16 protein-coding genes and 2 tRNA genes are annotated in these 19,997 nt (G+C 42.0%); 12 read left to right on the top strand and 6 right to left on the bottom strand.

What is annotated here, in order from left to right; all coding sequences use genetic code 11:
- Positions 1-11: 11 nt before the first annotated feature.
- Both polA and FWE23_02245 read right to left on the bottom strand, forming a co-directional pair.
- Entirely contained in the window at positions 12-2,699 is a 2,688-nt protein-coding gene (gene polA, locus FWE23_02250; GenBank protein MCL2844258.1) for a DNA polymerase I, read from the bottom strand.
- Positions 2,696-3,652, bottom strand: a complete 957-nt coding sequence (locus FWE23_02245) for an ACP S-malonyltransferase (protein ID MCL2844257.1) — start codon at positions 3,650-3,652, stop codon at positions 2,696-2,698. Before FWE23_02245 ends, polA begins: the two co-directional genes overlap by 4 nt.
- A 160-nt stretch (positions 3,653-3,812) precedes the next feature.
- Here FWE23_02245 and FWE23_02240 point away from each other — a divergent pair, with 160 nt between their 5' ends.
- Genes FWE23_02240 through FWE23_02225 form a run of 4 tightly spaced genes read left to right on the top strand, consistent with a single transcriptional unit; the run spans position 3,813 to position 7,862 of the window.
- Positions 3,813-4,682, top strand: a complete 870-nt coding sequence (locus FWE23_02240; protein MCL2844256.1) for a uracil-DNA glycosylase — start codon at positions 3,813-3,815, stop codon at positions 4,680-4,682.
- The gene (dnaB, locus tag FWE23_02235) at positions 4,672-6,174 is read left to right on the top strand and encodes a replicative DNA helicase (protein MCL2844255.1); all 1,503 of its coding nucleotides are present in this window, start codon (positions 4,672-4,674) and stop codon (positions 6,172-6,174) included. The genes FWE23_02240 and dnaB overlap by 11 nt, the downstream gene beginning before the upstream one ends.
- Positions 6,174-6,947 carry an ABC transporter permease gene (locus FWE23_02230; protein ID MCL2844254.1) on the top strand — a complete coding sequence of 258 codons (774 nt, stop codon included), beginning with the start codon at positions 6,174-6,176 and terminating at the stop codon, positions 6,945-6,947. The genes dnaB and FWE23_02230 overlap by 1 nt, the downstream gene beginning before the upstream one ends.
- Before the next feature lie 18 nt (positions 6,948-6,965).
- Positions 6,966-7,862: an ABC transporter ATP-binding protein gene (locus tag FWE23_02225; GenBank protein ID MCL2844253.1), complete on the top strand. Its 897-nt coding sequence runs from the start codon at positions 6,966-6,968 to the stop codon at positions 7,860-7,862.
- Between the two features lie 48 nt (positions 7,863-7,910).
- Here the strand turns inward: FWE23_02225 and FWE23_02220 are convergent, their stop codons facing one another.
- Complete coding sequence (locus FWE23_02220) at positions 7,911-8,375, bottom strand: hypothetical protein (protein ID MCL2844252.1); 465 nt, start codon at positions 8,373-8,375, stop codon at positions 7,911-7,913.
- 101 nt (positions 8,376-8,476) lie between these two features.
- Here FWE23_02220 and FWE23_02215 point away from each other — a divergent pair.
- The 3 genes from FWE23_02215 (at position 8,477) to hydG (ending at position 12,250) form a co-directional block, all read left to right on the top strand.
- Positions 8,477-8,551: transfer RNA gene (locus FWE23_02215), tRNA-Arg, on the top strand.
- Positions 8,552-8,608: 57 nt separating this feature from the next.
- Positions 8,609-10,741: a S1 RNA-binding domain-containing protein gene (locus tag FWE23_02210; GenBank protein ID MCL2844251.1), complete on the top strand. Its 2,133-nt coding sequence runs from the start codon at positions 8,609-8,611 to the stop codon at positions 10,739-10,741.
- A 9-nt stretch (positions 10,742-10,750) separates the two neighbouring features.
- Complete coding sequence (gene hydG / locus FWE23_02205; protein ID MCL2844250.1) at positions 10,751-12,250, top strand: [FeFe] hydrogenase H-cluster radical SAM maturase HydG; 1,500 nt, start codon at positions 10,751-10,753, stop codon at positions 12,248-12,250.
- A 41-nt stretch (positions 12,251-12,291) separates the two neighbouring features.
- Here the strand turns inward: hydG and FWE23_02200 are convergent, their stop codons facing one another.
- The 3 genes from FWE23_02200 to FWE23_02190 form a co-directional block, all read right to left on the bottom strand.
- Complete coding sequence (locus FWE23_02200; GenBank protein MCL2844249.1) at positions 12,292-13,506, bottom strand: hypothetical protein; 1,215 nt, start codon at positions 13,504-13,506, stop codon at positions 12,292-12,294.
- Between the two features lies 1 nt (position 13,507).
- The gene (locus FWE23_02195; protein ID MCL2844248.1) at positions 13,508-15,175 is read right to left on the bottom strand and encodes a tetratricopeptide repeat protein; all 1,668 of its coding nucleotides are present in this window, start codon (positions 15,173-15,175) and stop codon (positions 13,508-13,510) included.
- Between the two features lie 189 nt (positions 15,176-15,364).
- Positions 15,365-15,916 carry an acyloxyacyl hydrolase gene (locus FWE23_02190; GenBank protein MCL2844247.1) on the bottom strand — a complete coding sequence of 184 codons (552 nt, stop codon included), beginning with the start codon at positions 15,914-15,916 and terminating at the stop codon, positions 15,365-15,367.
- 258 nt (positions 15,917-16,174) lie between these two features.
- On the opposite strand from FWE23_02190, the gene FWE23_02185 reads away from it, so the two are divergent.
- The 5 genes from FWE23_02185 to dapF all read left to right on the top strand — a co-directional run bounded on the left by FWE23_02185 (position 16,175) and on the right by dapF (position 19,957).
- The gene (locus tag FWE23_02185; protein ID MCL2844246.1) at positions 16,175-17,194 is read left to right on the top strand and encodes a PDDEXK nuclease domain-containing protein; all 1,020 of its coding nucleotides are present in this window, start codon (positions 16,175-16,177) and stop codon (positions 17,192-17,194) included.
- Positions 17,195-17,212: 18 nt separating this feature from the next.
- Entirely contained in the window at positions 17,213-17,692 is a 480-nt protein-coding gene (gene coaD / locus FWE23_02180) for a pantetheine-phosphate adenylyltransferase (protein ID MCL2844245.1), read from the top strand.
- Positions 17,693-17,752: 60 nt separating this feature from the next.
- A tRNA-Leu gene (locus FWE23_02175) sits at positions 17,753-17,834 on the top strand.
- 45 nt (positions 17,835-17,879) lie between these two features.
- Positions 17,880-19,154 (top strand): trigger factor, encoded by a 1,275-nt coding sequence (tig, locus tag FWE23_02170; GenBank protein ID MCL2844244.1) that lies wholly within the window; start codon positions 17,880-17,882, stop codon positions 19,152-19,154.
- The gene (dapF, locus tag FWE23_02165) at positions 19,154-19,957 is read left to right on the top strand and encodes a diaminopimelate epimerase (GenBank protein ID MCL2844243.1); all 804 of its coding nucleotides are present in this window, start codon (positions 19,154-19,156) and stop codon (positions 19,955-19,957) included. The genes tig and dapF overlap by 1 nt, the downstream gene beginning before the upstream one ends.
- The last annotated feature ends 40 nt before the right edge of the window (positions 19,958-19,997 follow it).

Raw genomic sequence — 19,997 nt, 5'->3', positions numbered from 1 at the left:
CTGCACTTCGCTTAATGAGCCTCTGCCCAATTTTTCGCAACACCTATATCGACTTCCAAAGGCACAAGCAATTTTGCGGCTGACGACATTTCTTCCTGCAATATTTTTTTTGCGAGTTCCACCTCATTTTCGGGAACTTCCGCGACAATTTCGTCGTGAACTTGCAAAAGCATTTTCATAGACGAATTTTCTTTCTTTATGCGCTTATGAATATTCACCATAGCGACCTTTACAATATCGGCGGCGCTCCCCTGAACAGGCGCGTTTGTCGCTACCCGCTCAGCGTTTGCCTGTTGCATTCTGTTTTCGGAATTTATTTCGGAAAGCGGCATTTTTCGTCCGAAAAGCGTTTTTGTAAATTCGTTTTGTCTCGCAGTCGCCTTAAATTTTTCTATGCAATTTTTTACCGTCGGAAACTGCGCAAAATATGTCTCTATAAACTTTTTCGCCTCGTAAAAACTTATTCCCAAGTTTTCCGCAAGCGAGTGAGCGCCCATTCCGTACATTAAACCGAAATTTATTGTTTTCGCCATTCGACGCATATTGTCATCGACCTCGTCCGGCGATACATCAAAGCACTTTGCCGCCGTTTGTTTGTGAATGTCAATGCCGTTTTTGAACGCAGAAATAAGTGTTTCGTCCTCCGAAAAATGCGCCAAAAGCCGAAGTTCTATCTGCGAATAATCGGCAGAAAGCAACACTTTTCCCTCCCCCGCTACAAATCCCTGACGAATTACTCTGCCGTCGGCTGTGCGTATGGGAATATTCTGCAAATTAGGGTCGCTCGACGAAAGTCTTCCCGTCGATGTTCCCGTTTGGTTGAACGAGGTGTGCAAACGCCCCGACACATAATTTAATTTTGCGGGAAGAGCCACAATATAAGTCGAAAGAAGTTTCTGCTTTTCGCGGTACTCCAAAAGTTTCGGCACAATCGGGTGATGGTTTTTTATTTTATCCAATACTTCCGCGTCGGTCGAAAATCCTGTCTGCGTTTTTTTTACGGGCGGAATACCTAATTTCACAAACAAAATATCGGCGAGTTGCCTCGGAGAATTTAAGTTAAACTTCTCATCGGCAAGCGAGTATATCTCTTCGGTAATTACAGCCAAGTCTTTACTGTATTTATTTTCGAGGGTGGCAAAGAGTTTTTTGTCGAGCATTATTCCCTCGTATTCCATATCCGCCAAAACCAGCGATACGGGCATTTCTATGGTTTCAAAAAGCGTTTTTGCCTCGGCGTCGAAGCTGTCTTCCAACACTTTTTTTAGTTTCAGCGGCAAAATTACATCCTCGGCGACGTATTCCAAAACGCTCTCTATGTCGCTTTCGGCAAAAGAGACTTTTTTTCGCCCTTTTCCTATAATTTCCGAAATAGAAATCGACGAAAGCCCCAAATAATTAAGCGCCAACGCCTCCAAATTAAATTTTTGCGTGGAGTTCAAAATATACGCGGCAAGCATAGTGTCAAATGAAATTCCCGCCAAAAAAATACCGTAATTTCGCAAAATTTGGCTGTCGTATTTTAAGTTTTGTCCGATTTTTTTTATGTTTCCGTTTTCGAGTATAGGCTTAATTTTTTGCACTGCTTTATCGACGGAGTAGTTTTTCGCCATAAGATTAGAATGTCCCAGCGGAATATAAAACGCCTCGTCTTCGGCAACCGCAAACGAAATTCCGACGATTGCCGCCGAGCGGGTTTCTAAAGATGTCGTTTCGGTGTCGAGCGAAACAAAGCCCGATTTTTCTATTAAATTCAAGAGTTCGTCTAATTTTTCGTCGGTATCGATTACTTGCGCCTTTACATTATTCATAACAGCCTCTTCGGCTTTTTCGACATCAGGCAGTTTTATTGTCCGCAAAAAATGCTCAAATTCCAATTCTTTGAAGATTTCTTTTACTTTTTCAGCATTAACTTGTTTTCGTTCGAATGATTTTTCGCTCAATTCAATCGGCACAGTTGCCAGTTCGGTGAGTTTGAACGATAATTCGAGCGCTTCACGGTCTTTATTTATCAATTCCGCATATTTTTCGCTTCCTGCCGACATCGGATTTTCGAGCAGATTTTTTACTGAGCCTGCCGCCTCTATTATTTTCAGCGCGCCTTTCGTACCTATTCCCGCAACTCCGGGAATATTGTCGGCGGCGTCTCCCATAAGCGCAAGCAAATCGTGGATTTTGTCGGGTGATACGCCAAATTTTTCGACAACCTGCTCCGTGGATATTTCGATAAACTTTGAATTTTTGTCGGGAGAAAGCATACTGATATTATCGTTCACAAGTTGCATCAAATCCTTGTCGCCCGAAACTATTTTTGCGCAATAAGTGTTTTTGTCGGCATATTTTGCGATGGTGTTTATTAAGTCGTCCGCCTCAAATCCCTCCATTGCAAAAAGCGGAAAGCCCAACGCGTTTACAATATCTGCAATTATTGGAATTTGGCTTCTCAGTTCGTCGGGCATCGGTTTTCGGTGCGCTTTGTATTCCGAGTAAATCTGATTTCTGAACGATTTTCCTTTTGGATCCATAACAACCACAAGCGACGCGTCGGGATACATTGCCTCCAGCTTAAAAATGTATGCAAGAAAGCCGAAAATCGCCGAAGTTGTCTGATTTTTTTTTGTTATAAGCGGCTTTGAAATCAGCGCGTAATGGGAGCGATAAATTAACGCGTGCCCGTCAATGATTATGATGTTTTTCATAAGCCGCTCATTTTCTCTTTTGCGATTTTTATGTCGTCAATACCAGATACCGACAAATGAAAATCAGCAAATTTTATTATTTTGTTTGCGCGCATAAGACCACCCAAAACCTTGGCAGGACCAACTTCGAGCATTGCTGAAAACTCCATATTTTTTATATATTCGCAAGACTCCCGCCAACGCACGGGTTCTATAAATTTGTTTGTGATTTGTTTGCAGATTTCGTCGCTTGTACTTTCTTCTTTTGCTGTTGTGTTCATAATAAATTTGCATTTCGGCGGCTTAATTTCTTCGCCTTTCACCCAGTCCGCAAACACATCTTTGGCGTGTTGAATAAAAGGCGTATGCCAAGGACCGACAACTGCAATTCGCTTGGTTTTTACGTGCATTTCTTCGGTAGCGTATTTTTCAAATTTTTCCAAGCCGTCTATTTTTCCGCTGACTACCGCCTGCGTTGGAGCGTTGTCGTTTGCAACAAAAACGCAATTCCCCACTCCCGCCTCATCAATCATTTTTTGACACACAACGCTGTCCGCAAGAAGCACGGCTGTCATTGTGCCGCCGCCGCAGATTTGTGAACTTTCGTCCATAAGAATGCCGCGAAAAGCCGAAAACTCAACCGTTTTTTGAGGGGAAAGCGAACCGATAACGCCCAATGCCGTAATTTCGCCGAGCGAATGTCCCATTACAACCGTGGGAACAATGCCTTCATTTTCCAAGAGTTTTGCGTAAGACAGCGAAATCGCCGAAATTGCAGGTTGCAAGATTTTCGCTTGATTAAAGCGCGCCTCGTCGTCGCCGAAAATTACGCTTGACAGGTCTGCCTTTACGGTATCCGAGCCGACTTCGAGCAATTCCTTAAAAAATTTATTGCCGCTGTCCCAAAGGTCTTTTCCCATTCCCAAGAAATGGCTCCCTTGCCCCGGAAGTTGAAACAATAATTCTTTCGCCATTAAAATCCTCCCCAATTTGCGAGTATTTCTTTTGAAATTATAATAATCTCCCTTGTTTTTGTAGTAAAATAATATTTGCGCGACGGTCGCCTCCCTTTTTTGTTTGCGCAAATAATATTTTCAATAAAATTATGGAAAAAACAGGAGAAATGCGCTCTTTATGACTAAACATTCACTTGTGGAAAAATATTTTAAGGGACAAACAGAGCTTGGTATTCCAAACCATTTGGTTTTGAATGAGAGTTTCGATTGGCTTAATACAAAGGCGGTCAGTCAAAAAGCGACCGTTGCGGTTGCCCCCAAAGTGAAAATCGAGGAAAAAACTGCAGTGAAAAAAGAAATACTGCAACCCGTTTCAGCGCATACCGAAGAAAAAATCACATACAAACCGCAAGAAGAAAGTTTTGAGCCATCCCTAAAAGCGGCGGAGCAAATAGCGCTTTATCAATCCGATAATCGCCGCGACTTATTGGTAGAACTCTACAACAAGCACAAAAATTGCGCCGCTTGCTCGCTTTGTAAAACGCGGAAAAAATTTGTTTTCGGAGCAGGAACAGCCTACACCGACGTTTTAGTTATAGGAGAAGCCCCCGGAGAGCAGGAAGACATCGAAGGAAAACCATTTGTGGGTGCGGCTGGGCAACTGCTTACAAAAATGCTTGCGGCAATCAATCTTGAACGCGACAAAATTTTTATTGCAAATATTCTTAAATGCCGACCACCGGGAAATCGCAAGCCGAACAGCTCCGAAATCGCTACTTGTTTCGGAATTTTGCGCAAACAAATCGAAATAATAAGTCCCAAGGCGATTTTGCTTTTGGGAGGCACGGCGGCAAATGCTATTTTGCAGACAATCAGCGAAAAATCGGTGGGCTCAATGCGCGGAATTGTGCATTACTACGAAGGCATTCCCGTAATCGTATCGTATCACCCGTCCGCGCTTCTTCGCGACGCCTCTTGGAAAAAACCCGCGTGGGACGATTTGCAGAAATTTGAGCGCCTTTTAAAGGAGATTAGAAATGTCGGATAACAAAAAAGAATACGAATACAAAGAAAAAAAGGCGAAAAGCGCAAGTTTGCTCGACGACGTGCGCGTTAAACCGCAAAGCATAGAACTCGAAAAATGTATTCTTGCCTCGGCGCTCCTCGACGAAGACGTTCACGAAGACGTAATCAGCGACATAAAAGATATGTATTTCTTCGACAAACGCAACGAAATAATCTTCAGAGCATTGCGCAAAATGGAAGAAGAACACAAGCCGCTCGACCATAATCTGCTAATAGAACAACTGAAAAGTATGGGACAATACGAACAAGCGGGCGGCGAAGCGTATCTGTCCGAACTCCTGACAACAACGGGAACAGGCACCAACGTAAAGCATTACATAAAAGAAATAAAAGACAAATGGCTCTTGCGCACGCTCATAAAAACTTCGGGAACAATATTAGACGAAAGTTATGAGACGGGCGCCGACGCCGAAGAAATGCTTGCCAAGGCGGAGCAAAGAATTTTTGACATAGCCAAAGGCGAAAGCGAAAAAAATGCCCCCGTTTTGCTGAAAACCATAATGCCCGAAATTTTTAAGGGTATAGAGCGCAATATGAAAAGCGACGGCGTCACAGGACTTCACACGGGTTTTCAGGAATTAGACGAAACTATGACGGGACTTCACCCCGGCGAACTCATTGTTATCGGAGCAAGACCGAGTATGGGTAAAACGGCGCTGGGACTTTCGATGGCTTTGGAAATGGCAAAAGTTAAAGATGTTAAGCCGATTGTGATATTCTCCATAGAAATGCCCGCAGACCAAGTTGTTCACAGATTTTTGTCGGCGGAGTCGAGCGTTAATTTGCGCAATATTCGCGGAGGATTAAGCGCCGAAGAACTGACATCGGTAATAAGCGCAGGAAAAATAATAAACGAACTTCCGATTTACATTTGCGACGGCAGTGTTTCAGTCACCGATATAGCCGCAAAAAGCAGGCGCATTGCCAAAGAACACGGCGGTTTGGGATGCATTATTATTGATTATCTGCAGTTAATAACCTCTCACACCGAAAACAAATCCTACAACCGCGAGCAAGAAGTATCGCAAGTTTCCAAGGCGCTGAAACACCTGTCCAAAGAACTGAAAGCGCCCATTGTTGCGCTCGCTCAGGTCAGCCGCGAAGTCGAAAAAGCACAGTCGCGCACGTCAAAAAGCGACGGAACAAAAGGAACAAACAAGCCGCGCCTCTCGGATTTGCGGGAATCGGGAGCAATCGAACAAGACGCCGACGCAGTGCTTTTTATTCACCGCGACAGTTATTATTTTGAAAAAGTAAAAGAAGAAGATATGGACGACGACCAAAAAAGGATATTCAAAAATATAAAAAACAAGGCGGAAATCATTGTAGCTAAGCAAAGAAACGGACCTACAGGCACGGTAGTAATCGGATATTTGCCCGAGTTTGCAAAATTCTGCGAGCCTCTGTCGGGAGGACACACGGACGAACACGAAGATTACGAAGGAGGGTTTTAATGCTAAAAACCGCAACAATCGGCTTTATGGACGGAATTTTTTCGTTTTTCGGCGCAATAGCCAGTTTCGGCAGGCTAACTTGGGAAGTATTTTCACGTTTCCCGCTGATTTTTCAAAACTTCGACCTGACAACAAAGCAAATGCGAATTATCGGAATTGGCTCTATCCCGCTCGTTTTGGTAACGGGCGCATTCGTCGGAATGGAGACGATAAAACAAGCAAATTATCAAATGCAGGGGCTTGTCCCTATGCGATATTTGGGCTATGCGGTAAGTAAGGCGTTAATCACCGAACTCGCCCCCGTAATAACGAGTTTTGTAGTATCGTCCAGAATTTCCACCGCGATTGCCGCCGAAATCGGAAGTATGCGCACCACCGAGCAATTAGACGCTATGTATTGCCTTTCGCTCGACCATATTCGCTACATAATTTTGCCAAAAGTTGTCGCCGCCGCCGTAATGTTGCCCGTTTTGGTAATATTTTCAAAGTTGGTCGGATTTTTTGCTTCGATATTTATTGCCTACCTTTTTATAGACGTTACAATGTTTACTTACCTCGAAGGGCTTCGCCTCTTTTTCTATGCGCCAGATATGCTTATAGGCACTTTCAAAACTGCCATATTCGGAGCGATTATTGCGCTTTCGGGCTCTTTTTTCGGTTTGGAATGCGTTAAGGGAGCGGAAGGAATAGGCGGAGCGACAACCAAAGCGGTTATGCTTTCGGCAGTATTGATTTTGATGTTTAACTTTGTTGTGGCAATGATTTTTCTTTAACAGAAAGGGCAAATCGAAATGAAAACAAAAGAACCTGTTTTAAGAGTACAGCATTTGGTTAAGAATTTTGGACCCAAGCGCGTGCTTAAAGGTGTCAGCTTTGAAGTGCAGGCAGGCGAAGTCGTCTGTATTATCGGACAATCGGGACACGGAAAAAGCGTGCTTATGAAAAACATAATGGGACTTATGCACCCCGACGGCGGGCAAATTCTGTTTAACGGCGACGTAATTGCCTCACCCACCACTCCCTCGTCAAAATACGACGAAGTTCGACAAAAATTCGGGCTTTTGTTTCAGGGCGCGGCGCTCTTCGACTCTATGACAATAGAGGACAATATCTCCTTTGCCCTGCGCGAAAGAACTACTTTATCCGACGAAGAAATCCGCAAAAAAGTCGAAAAAAGCATTTCGGTTGTAGGCTTAAATAACGTTTTACATCTTATGCCCGCCGACCTTTCGGGCGGTATGCGAAGCCGCGCGGCGCTTGCCAGAGCTATTGTTATGGAGCCCGAAATTATGCTTTACGACGAGCCGACTTCCGCACTTGACCCCATTATGACCGACGTGGTAAACGACCTGATTTTAGATATGCGGGCGCGCTTAAATATGACATCAATAATCATAACGCACGATATTTCGTCGGCGTATAAAATCGCAGACAAAATCGTTATGATTTACGAGGGAAACATAGTCTTCGACGGCACCCCCGGTGAAATTCGTTCGTCCAAAGACCCATACGTGCAAAAATTTATCCGCGGAAACAGAAAAGCCGACTACGCGTTCAAAGAAGGCGACGACAAAAACAACGGACACGTCGATGTCGAGGCATTGCAAAAAGCAATAAGAAACAGAAAGTTCGGTAGTATAAAATCGCTGAATGTAGCGCCGAAAACAAAATTTACGGAAGCTGTTTAATAAAAAAAGGGCGATTTTACAACCGCCCTTTTCTTTGAAACCTTTACCTTACTTATGCCCGTCAGTATCAAAAGAATACCGTGTTAAACTTGAAGTGCGCGTAAAAAGCAGGCGTTTGTCAAGCGGAAGTTCGTTTTTTTGGCAAACCGACTCATCAAAATAAATGGGCATATCCTCGACTATTGAAATTGCCACAATATCGGCAAAAAACAGCTCTATACAACGCGTTTTCCCTTCTGTTTCCAAGTACATTTCGCCCGAACCGGGTCTTTGATGCTTAGCGATAACCAATTTTTGAACTTTCCCGCCTATCTGCGATATGAGCTCGCTTATCCCGAAATACGGGTCAATCCCTCGAGCGCGCTGTTCTAAGAGGGTTCTCAGGTCAAAACCTATGGGCTCGGGAATTACCACGCTTAACTTTCCGCCGTCTGCGACATTGCTGAAAATAAGCATAGATTCAGCGTCCTCGCCGTCCCATTTTACCGCTTCCAAATACATTTTGAATATCATAAAACTTACGCCTTTCAATAAAAATTAAGAAAATGACGGCAAAATATACCTTCACCACGCATAAAAATAATATATTACCCGATGTTAGCGCCGTTTTTTCTGCATTCGTAGCTCAGTTGGATTAGAGCGTTGGTCTCCGAAGCCGAAGGTCGCAGGTTCGAACCCTGTCGGATGCATATTGTTTGGTATATTAAGATAATTATAGAAAACATAAAAGTAATAGTGGAGGTTTCGTGCAATTTTTTGCCAGAATAGTCGAAGACAAATGGGGAATTTCTCTTAACGCGGCGCTATCTATCTGTTCCCGATACGAAAGAGGAGATTCAATATATTTTTTGTCGGAATATTTGCCGATATTAGCGGAGTGCAGAATTGACGTAATCGCCGAAATCTATGCCTTTTTGGATTTGCAAAAAGAACTTGAACCTTTGCGTGAACAAGCAAGAAAAACGCTGAAATCAGCAAACATTTACGACGAAGACAAAGAAGAAGATATTTCTTTAAGCATTTCCAAAATCGAAATCGACGACATAGTTTCCGCCTACAAAATAAACTCGCAATCCAAAGGACGCGCAGCAATAGCAAACGGACTTTTGCCCCTTGCCGACTTGTTTGAAGGCGATTTTACGGGCGACATAAACGCCGAGGCTAAAAAATACGCAGACAAATCCAAGGGCTTGGAAAGCGCAGACGACGTAATTGACGGCGTTGTTGCAATATTGACCGACCGCATCGCTTTCGACGCCAACGCAAGATATTTGGTAAGAGCCTTAACTGCAAACGACGGAAATTTTGAAATAACAAGCAAGAAAAAAAGTGCAAAATACGATAAATTCAGCGGACATCACAATTTTTCGGCGATTTCGGACGAAGATTTGCTGTTCTTGCAAAATTCCGACGAGAATAAAGACATAAAACTTTCGGTTGTAGCGCCTGTTTTATATGGTTTGGAACTCTTAAAGCACCATTTTTTGCACTTTCCCGACGCGTCTTCCGCAAACATTGTAAACAGAGCGATTGTGGACGCGTGGAACAAATATTTGGCGCCAATGGCGCAAAACGCAATAAAAGACGATTTGCTTAATGCGGCAAGTGAAAGAGTTTCTCGCACACTTTCCACTCAAATCAGAGAAGCGTTAGAGCAAAAAAACAAAACAGTAAGCAAAAACGTTTTAATAATTTCGCAAGACAGCACGGAAGCAATAAATATAATAGTTGCGAATTACGCAGGCGAATGCTTTCGCGTTTCACAAGAAGACGTGCGCAATTACGGAAAACCGTTTAATTCGTCTAAAATAAAAACCGTTTTTGAACAGTGGCGGGCAAGTGAATTTATTCTTGTGGAAAATCCCGAACACGCTCAATTTATGAACGATGTAATTTCGATTACGGCAAACTCTTTCCAACAAAAACCGACAATCAGAAAAATCGAAGCAAACAAAAAGCCCTCGCCGCTTCTTAAGAACGAATTTGTAAAAAAACAGGTTAAAGATTTTGACAAAAATATCCAGAACGCATATACAGCGGCAATTAAATTGCTTGCTCCCGCGGCAATTATTTACGAGCCGCAAATTTTGGAGACACTGGCGCAATCCCCCGTAGTAAATTACATTAACGATGAAAAAATGCGGAAAATCGTCGATAGAAATTTAACCGTTTTACAACTCCAAAACGGCATAGAAATCGGAGAAAAAAACGACTATTTACTACTTTCTCTCGGCGCCGACGAAAAAGCTGTCGAAAACCTGCGAAAAGCGAAAAATTCGGGAGCGATAAAATGCAAACTTGATTTGGAAAATTGCGGAATTAGCGATGTTCTTTTTGTGAACATAAGCGGATTTGTCATTTTTCCGAGGTCAGGCGCAATTTTGGAAAAAACGCTTGTACACCCGCTGATGTTTGACTTGCCGCAAGCAGTAGCCGCCTCTCTTAACGCCTCGCTCGAAGATATAATTCTCAATGAAAAACTAATTGCCGAATATGAAAGCGAAAATCCGACCGAGGATTATTTTGTCCGCGAAAAACTTGCAAAACAATTAAAAATAGGCGCAAAATACGTGTCTATACCGAGCGGAAATCACCATCAAAGGACGTCTTGGAGAGATATTCCGATTGGTTCAACCGCAAACGGTCGCATACGAAACATAACGGATTTCGGAATTTTTATCGATATAAACGCAACAACCGACGGATTAGTTCATATTTCGGAAGTGCCGCAACATTTATTGCCAGACTTGCAAGTAGGCGACAAAATTCCTGTTAAAATCCTTGACGTGGACAGCAAAAAGCGAAGAATTGCTCTTACGATGAAACTGCAAACAGCAAAAGTCGGCGATTTGTTATCATATTTCAGCGAAAATGCGTAGGAGCTTTTTATGAAAACCGATATGAAAACTTGGGTGCAAAACCGAATTGTGCAAGAGCAAATCAACAAATACCTGAATAAAGACGGAAGCGATTTTATTGACGAAAATTTAATTGCAAACGCGCTCAAAAACCAAGCAAATCCCGATAAAAATTACATTCGCGAAATCATAGAAAAATCCAAGTCGCTCGAGACGCTTTTACCCGAAGAGACCGCCGCGCTCTTAAACGTAGAAGACAAAGATTTGATTGCCGAAATGGAAAAAGCGGCATTAGAAATAAAACTAAAAGTTTACGACAACCGAATAGTCACTTTTGCGCCGCTTTATCTGTCGAGCAAATGCGTAAACGGATGCGAATACTGCTCTTTCAGAGCGCAAAACTGTCAAAGCGTGCGTCGTGTTCTTACAATGCCCGAAGTTGAGCGGGAAATAAAAACGCTCGCAGGCGAAATCGGACACAAACGCTTAATTGTCGTTTACGGAGAACACCCCGAAAGCGATGTAAACTACATTGCCGAAAGCGTAAAAACAATTTACGGCGCAAAATACAAAACAAAAAAAGGATTAGGGCAAATTCGCCGCGTAAACATAAACGCCGCGCCTATGAGTATAGAGGAATTGAAAATCCTTAAAGATGTCGGAATAGGCACATACCAGGTTTTTCAGGAGACGTATCATAGAAAAACATACGAAAAACTGCACCCGTCAAACACCATAAAAGGCAATTATCATTGGCGATTATACAGTATGCATCGCGCTTTTGAAGCAGGCATAGACGACGTAGGAATAGGCTCGTTGTACGGACTTTCGGACTGGAAATTCGAGGTTATGGCAACTCTTCTGCACGCCCGCGAACTCGAAGCAAAATTCGGCGTAGGTCCGCACACAATTTCGTTCCCACGCCTCGAAGCCGCCAACAACGCTCCCGGAATTGACGCAACAAAAAGCACTCATTTGACGGACGAGCAATTCAAAAAGGTAGTTTTGTGCATTCGCCTTTCCGTTCCCTACACAGGAATGATTTTGACCGCCCGCGAAAACCAAAAAATCCGCGACGCAGTTATTCCGCTCGGCATTACGCAGACCGACGCAAGCAGCAAAATCGGTCTCGGCGCATACAGCGAAAGCATAGACGCAAGCAAACAAGAAGCAGTTCGCCAGCAATTTATTTTAGGCGACACCCGCTCCTTGGACGAAGTTGTCCGCTCTCTTGCAAAACAAGACTTTATCACGTCGTTTTGCACGGCTGGTTATCGCTGCGGAAGAACGGGGCAAAAAATTTTAGACGCGCTAAAAAGCGGACACGAGGGTCAATTCTGCAAATTAAACGCAATTATAACCTACCGCGAATGGCTCGACGACTTCGCCTCCCCCGAAACAGTCGCTTTGGCAGAGCCGATAATTCAAAAAGAAATTGCAGAAGTAAAGGTTAAAAATCCGAAGATGTACGACGCGCTGATAAATTATTACGAAAAAACCAAAGACGGAGCGAGGGATTTGTATTTTTAGAGGCAGTTGCCACTTTTCTTGTTGCATAATGCAAGGTAAAATTAAAATTCTACCCTCAAAAACCCCGACAAGCCAGAAAGCAATATCGTTTTTACTAAATCTCTTCTGCCGATTTTATCGCTGATGTTCCGATCGTCGCTACTGCCGTCTCCCATATATTTTGCTATGCCGAAAGGAACGCCTATAATATTTCTTAATCCGAAGTTTATGTTTACTCTGTCTCTTATGTTTAGATTTGGACTTTTCAAGTAATACAAAACAAACGGAAATCCAGTGTTATTCAAGTTTTGCGTTAGAACTTCCCGCCCCTCTCTGCCGCCGAAAAATCTTTTGTACAAGTAATGAGCGTCCGCGTTAAAATCACCGCTGAAAATATTTGCCGCTCCGACTACAAAGTGATGTTGTAAGATTTTTCGCTGTAATTCAAACGAGAAAGCAGTCCAAACAACAAACGCGTTTACAGTTCCGTCTATATTAAAAAACATATACGGGAACAAAAAATACTGCTGATTTGCAGGACTTAACGAGCCGCTTGCCGAAAGATTTACGTAATTTGCACCTAATATTCCGTTTAATTTTAACAATCGTTGCGGCAAAAACAAATGCCTATAATTTATGCCGAAAACATAATTTTCTGAATTAAAAAGCGGCATTTCGTTGTTATTTACAATGTTAAGGGCAAAATTTTGGTGTGAAACGCCGATTTTATGTCGCTCTCTAAACTCCGCCGACAAGCCGAAATGCAAAAGATAAGGAACATCGGGCTTCCCAAAAAAATAGTGAAAATCCCCGTCCTCAAATCTTCCACGCGCAAACAAAAAAGACGGAGTAAATCTAATGTCTCTGATATTCAAGCCCAATTTTGAGCCAAGATAAAAACCGCGCGCTCCGTAATTTGTGATTAGTCTTTGACTTCCTCGATGTGAAAACGGAATTTCGATTTCGGATTGGCTTAAAAAGCCCGCTGAAATTTGCGGCGAAATATTGCCGAAGTCGAATTTTGCGGAGTAGCCGAAACGGATAATGTCAGTAGAAAACCAAGGCAAATCCGAGCTGATTTTAAGAAAATTTAATTCGTTTGAAAAATTCTTGTGATTGTTGTAATTTATGCCGCCATCCCAAAAGGACATTTTGTCGTCTCGCCAATAAAATAGAATTCCGCTTTGAGTAGATATTTCAAAATTTTGGGCGAAACAGAGTTTTACTAAAAGCAAAACTCCAATCCACCCAAAAATCAGTTTTTTCGGAAGTGTCATTTTATCTTATGTTGTGATACTTCTCAAAAAGCACCCTTGCAAGCGACGGCGGAAACATCGGGAGTATCTCGTCTTCTATATCAAAATCGGGGAGATAAACCATAATGTCGCGTATCGTTCGACTTCTGAATTTAAGACCTATGTCTCTGCCTGCGTTGTTTAGTACACTCTCATAGTTCTGACGTGTAAGTTGCACGCCGCTATCCCGACAGAAAAACATAGGTATTCTGTTGTTTTCGGTATAAAACAGGTTATGCAGACGGAAATATCCTTCTTGGAAAAACAGCCCCATATCCACGCCGAAAAGAACATCCGACCTCGAAGTTGAAGAAGTTGGCCACCTGCCTGTTGTCGGGTCTTCGGGAACATAAAATCTTCCGCCGTTTTGAATTCTCGAAATCAAAATATCCAAACCTTCGTTTATTGTCCGATAAGCGTCTGTAATTGCCGTCGGATATAAATTGTTTCCCAAAATCGCCGTGTATGACGCTTGAAGCCCTCTGATTGACCGCACAAAAGTTTCTCTTGCGGCTGCCATTTTGCCCGGTCTTGCTTCTAAAAAGTTATTAACAAACGGCAAATCGTTGTGGTTCATTGCCTGAAGTCGTCCGTGCCAATAATTTTCATTGCTCTGCCAAGAGTGCCTGAATACGCTGAGGTTGGTGTTCCAATCATAAGCCGCTACCCACTGCAAACTTGCTTTTATGCCAAGCATCGTAGAAACAATTGCGTTTATTTCCGCCCAGCCGACTAAATCGTACTCGGTAATCGGGGTAAACTCATCTAAATGCAACGCCTGAATAAAGTCCCTGCTGAGAGTTATTCTTTCGGTTTTTCTGTTTTCCAATCTCACAATTCTGTTTTGAGCGTTTTGGAAATTCTGACCGAAAACCGCATCTATAAGTTCGTCTAAAACGTTATTGAAGCCGTGCCTGTTATTCTCGACAAGATTTGCAAATAAAAGCAAAGTCCAAGTATTGAAAGTATGCACATTGTTTGCACCAAGCGTTTCATCAAACCAAGAATTGTTTCCCCGCAACCAACTCGGAACATTCAGTCCCGGCATTTTGTTCGTTCCGTATCTCGGCGTTTCGGAAACAAGGACATAATGACAGTTCCATCCGTCGCATTCCTGTAAATAATATCCCGGTCTATCAATTCCGATATACCACGATTGACCAACTGCCCATTCGCCGTACCAAGAAGCCCATCTTCCGTTGACTTCGATGCTGTAATCCATCCAATTTTGTTGATAATTTCTCATCCAATCGGTGCTGAACAACGCGTTGAGCTGATTAGGATAATCGACAAAACCAAAGCTATTTCTGAATAAATTCACGACTTGCGGAGAAACGCTTATTCTTGCAATTTGCGCCATAGTCGAATAAATAATCGCTCTCGGGTCGTCGGGATTTGCGCGAAACGCGTTTTCGAAATGTTGCACGGCTTCGTCATACCGCCCGCTTCGCAGAGCGCTGTTGCCCGATGTAAGATTTTCTTCTAAGGTTCCACCGCCTCCGCCTCCTCCACCGCCGCCTCCTCCGCCGCCACCGCCACTGCCGCCGCCGCCAATGTCTGAGCAGGAAATAAACAAACCGACAGCTATCAATAAAAGCAGTCGAACAAAAACACGAAACATCCTGTGTGTGTTATCAAGATTTTCAGACATAATAAATGCCTCCTTTTCAATTAAATTAAACACCGTGTATCTATTAACAAACAACAAAGTCCGAAACTTATTGTTAATTATTTTCAGTAAAAATACGTTATGCTACAGACAATTTGCAAATACTAAATACCACATTTAGAGTTTTTTTGCGACTCAACTGCAAATTTACATCATTGCTCAATTTTTCTGTTAAAGAGTGCCGAAATTCCAAACGGCGCTTAAACCTATAAAGTCGTAGCCGCTACTTGTTTCCGTTAAAGTGCCGTTGGAAAAATGTCTTATAAAAAATTCCAATCTTAACTCGTCTATAACCTGAAAGCCCAAAGCGACCTTTTGGCCGAAAGTAAACAGCGAACTTATTCTGTCGGTTTTTTCGGATTTTATGTATGCTCCGATGCCTAAACTGAGATACATCCGCCAAAGTTGAGGCGTAAAGAAATCTTGCGACAAACCGGCTATCCAATTATTGTAGCGAGAAAATTCTCCCGCGCCTCTGTGCATTATAAATTCCGCGTTTCGCCTTACGGGCAATCTAAAAAAATGATACGGCTGACTGTAAGTAATTCCTACGCTGTATAATCTTTCAAATCTTAAATCTTTGTGGTCGCGTATGCCTTGCCCTAAAACTAAAGCCAACTGTTGCTTTTTTTCTTCAAAAGCAGGATTTTCAAACGGAAATTCGGCAAAAACCGCGCCAAAAAACAAGAAAACGATACAAATAAAACTTTTTTTTCCAAACATTCTCAAAACTCCACAATTTTCAATTAAATTAAATACCGTGTATCTATTAACAAACAACAAAGTCCGAAACTCATTGTTAATTATTTTCAGTAAAAATATATTTTTTTCAACAATTTACGCAATGATTTTCGGAAAAAACAATATATTTTTACCCTTATTTTCAGAGACGTATAGAGTTGTCCGCCTTTTTTATTTTGGCAAATATTATTTTCGGAGTGAAAAGATAAAAGCGAAATTGCGTTTTAAGGAGAAATGTAAATGGACTTGATTAACTTCGAGAAAAATCTGTTTGATGAAATTTCGCTAATGATTGAGCATAGTCGCCGTACCGTATCCTTGCAGGTAAATGCGTCTGTTATTCTAACTTTTTGGCAAATCGGAAAACGTGTAAATGAAATCATACTTCAAGACAAACGCGCCGAATACGGAAAGCAAATCGTAGCAGCGTTATCTACGCAACTGAAAGAGAAATATGGGAAAAATTTTGAAGCAAGAAATTTGCGGAGAATGATTCAGTTTGCCGAATTATTTGAAGATATTGCAATTGTGTCGACGCTGTCTACACAATTGAGTTGGTCGCATTTTGTAGAACTTTTGCCCCTAAAAACAAACGAAGCGCGGCTCTATTATGCCAAAGATTGCGCAGAACGACAACTTGGAATACGTGAACTTCGAGATATGATTTCACGTAAAGCGTTTGAAAGAAAAGAAATTGCCAATAACCAATTCGGCAATTCTGACAACAAAATACCACTTGATACATTCAAAGACCCTTATCTTTTTGATTATATGGGGCTAAGTGATGAATATCTTGAAGCGGATTTGGAAGCGGCAGTGTTGCGAGAACTTGAAAAATTTATACTTGAGTTTGGAAAGGGGTTTACGTTTGTCGCTCGCCAGAAAAGAATGATAATAGACAACAAGGACTTTCATTTAGACCTTCTTTTTTATAATCGAAACCTTAGGCGTTTAGTGGCGGTTGAACTTAAACAAGGAAATTTTGAAGCCGAATTTAAGGGGCAAATGGAGTTGTATCTGAAATGGCTTAATCGTTATGAGCGAAAAGTTGGAGAAGAAGAACCAATCGGACTGATACTTTGCGCAGAAGGCAGTCGCGAACAAATAGAACTTCTTGAGATGGATAAGGCAGGTATAATGGTATCGCAATATTGGACAAATTTACCGCCAAAAGTCGAATTTGAACAAAAAATACATAAAATATTAGCCGAAACTCGTGAAAGAATGAAACGGCGGCAAATACTTTTGGAAAACAACTAAAAAAAAGGAAGAAAATTTATGGGTATCGGTTTATATCCGGGGACGTTTGACCCTATAACGCTTGGACACGCGGATATTGTTGCTCGAGCGCAGAGGATTTTTACGAAAATTTATGTGGTAATTGCAGATAATCCTAACAAAAAATGTATGTTTTCGGCGGACGAGCGGGTTGAGTTTGCAAAGGATTGCCTTAAAGATTACGAAAATGTCGAGGTGATAAAGCACTACGGACTTGTTATAGACGCGGTTGCGCAAACGGGCGCTTCGACGATTATAAGAGGGCTTCGCACGCTTTCGGATTTTGATTACGAGTTCCAGATGACATTTACGAACAGGCAGCTTAACGACAAAATCGACACTATTTTCCTTATGACCTCGGCGCGCTACACAAATTTGAGTTCGTCGCTTGTGAAAGACTTGTCGAAATACGGCGGAAACGTCGAAAAATATGTTTCACCGATGGTGGCGGCGGCATTAAAAAGCAAGTGTTCGCAATAAAAAATGATTGCCCCTTGTGTGTGGGCGCGGTAAAAATGTATTTTCCGTCTTGAAATTTTAGCGAGTATGGTGGAATCGGCAGACACGGCGGTCTTAGAAGCCGCTACCGAGAGGTGTGGGGGTTCAACTCCCTCTACTCGCATTTAAAAAGACTTTAACAATAAAATAAATAGGGAGTTTTTGGAAAATGAGCACAAAAGTAGAATCGGTGAATGAATGGAAAAAACGGATTTTAGTGGAAATCCCAAAAGAAGAAGTGCAGGCGGAATTCGATAAAATTTTGAAAGACGTTGCAAAAAAAGTCGATATTCAGGGCTTCCGAAAAGGCAAAGTTCCCGAAAAAGTTGTGATTTCAAGATACGGCGAAGGTATGATTATGGAAGCGACCGAAAAACTTATTTCGCGCTCTTTCCATAAAGCGTGTATGGACAATCAATTAAATCCCGCGGGCGACCCTGTTTTTGAAGATACGAAAATCAATCCCAAGGAAATTGACGCGATTTCTTTTGCGGCGGTTATAGAAATTGACCCCGAAATAAAAATTGACGGCTATAAAGACCTTAAAGTTAAAATAAACGAAGTGAAAGTCGAAAACAACGAAATTGACGCGATTATTGACACTATAAAAAATCAGCGCGCAGAGTTAAACGAAACAAACGAACCGATTAAAAAAGGCGACGTGGTCGGAGTAGAATACGAAAACATCGTGATTGACGGCGCAAAAGCCGAAACTTTTCCCGCTACAAAAATGTTTGAGGTCGGAAACGCAACTCTTCCCGAATTAAACACCGAACTTACAGGCAAGAAAACGGGAGACAAAAAAGATATTTCCTTTACTTTCCCTAAAGACTATCCGCTGAACGATTATGCCGGAAAAAAAGCGTCCGCAACTGTAGAAATAGTACAAGTAAGAGCGAAAACGCTTATTCCGCTTGACGAAGAGTTTTTCAAACAAATCGGAACAACGGCGACAAACGAAGAAGAGTTAAAGGTTATTGTAAAAGATAACGTTCTAAACAAAAAGAAAAACGAAGCAAGAGACGAAGCCTGCGAAAAAGCAGTTGACGAACTTCTCAAAAAGAACGACTTTTACGTTCCCGAAGGACGCATAAAATACTACATTGAAAATCTTCACAAAAACGAAGCGCATTATTTCAACGCAAAAAATCCTCAGCCGAGCCTTGAAGAGTACCTCGAAAAAAGAAAAGACGAGGCGACAAAGGCAATTCGCCGATTCCGTATTCTCGACTATATTGTTAAGACGGAAAATATAAAGGTGAGCGCGGAAGATGTTGACGCGTATATCGAAAATATTGCAAAAATGTATAACTATCCGTTTGAACAATTTAAAGAATCGCTCAGAAAAAACGGCGAAACCGTACAAATTCGCGAAGAATTGAAAATTGCAAAAGCGCTCAACTGCCTTATCGGCGAAGTAAAATGGGAAGATGCGAGTAAATGATAAACTTTGCCAAATATCACGGATTGGGGAACGAGTATATCGTTATTGACAAAAAATTCGCTGATTTTTTGAGCAAAGATAATATTATTCGCATTTGCGATGTGCATTTTGGGGTCGGCAGTGATGGAATATTGCTTGCCGACCTCGACAAAACCGACGGCAAATTCGCCGTAAAGATATTTAATCCGGATGGAGGCGAAGCGGAAAAGAGCGGAAACGGTCTGCGGATTTTCTCGCGTTATCTCTTTGATTGCGGTTTGGTGAAATTAGGTGAAGAATTTAAAATAAGCACTTTGGGCGGTCTTGTGAAATCCACTGTTATCGATGAGAATTTGGTAAAAGTAGAGATGGGCAAGGTAAGTTTTTTCGCGATAAATGAAAAAATCTCGGTTTTAGACGAAGAGTTTTCATTTTGCGAAGCGAACGTCGGAAATCCGCACTGTGTTATTGTTTTAGACAAAATATCTTGCGAAATCGCAAAAAAATACGGAAGCGTTATAGAAACTGACAAGCGCTTTGTAAATCGCACAAATGTTCAATTTGTAAAAATCATCGACAGAAGAAACATAGAAATACAAATTTGGGAACGAGGAGCGGGCTATACGCTTGCTTCGGGAAGCTCATCGACAGCGGCGGCGGCAGTTGCTAAAAAATTAGGGCATTGCGACAGTGAAATTACCGTATCTATGGCGGGTGGAAAACTGCAACTTTGCTTTGACGAAGACTTTAACGCTACAATGAGCGGCGCAGTGCAAAAAATTTGTACGGGCGAAATAACAGCCGAATGTTTTGCCGACTTTTAATAAGAATATTGGCATCTTTTATCTTTTTTTAATTTACTAT

This window comes from Chitinivibrionia bacterium (assembly GCA_009779925.1).
Lineage (GTDB): Bacteria > Fibrobacterota > Chitinivibrionia > Chitinivibrionales > Chitinivibrionaceae > WRFX01.
The sequence above is the reverse complement of the archived record's forward strand: the minus strand, read 5'-3'. Positions and strand labels throughout refer to the sequence as shown.